The 241-nt window shown below is 64.3% G+C and carries 1 protein-coding gene; it reads right to left on the minus strand.

Going from position 1 to position 241, the window contains the following annotated elements; genetic code table 11:
• On the minus strand, positions 1-153 hold a 153-nt coding region (locus BST14_RS32255; protein ID WP_142279734.1), incomplete at its 3' end, for a TetR/AcrR family transcriptional regulator.
• Positions 154-241 lie beyond the last annotated feature (88 nt).

The raw sequence follows: 241 nt of genomic DNA on the forward strand, positions 1-241 counted from the left end.
GAAGTGCGCGTAGAAGCCTCCATGGGTCAGGCCCAGGGCCTTCATCAGCGGTTGCAGCCCTGTGGCGCCGACGCCGTCCTGGCGGAACAGCCGGGCAGCCTCCTCGACGATACGCCGGCGGGTCTTCTGCTTGTGGTCTTCGGGATAACGCATGGCTTCGATACCTTGGAATGCAGGTCGTCATCTTAACGCCTGGCGGCCTTCCCTGGCGAAGCCGCGTTCATCCGGCCATGTGCAGGAC

The organism is Mycobacterium arosiense ATCC BAA-1401 = DSM 45069, assembly GCF_002086125.1.
Classification (GTDB): domain Bacteria; phylum Actinomycetota; class Actinomycetes; order Mycobacteriales; family Mycobacteriaceae; genus Mycobacterium; species Mycobacterium arosiense.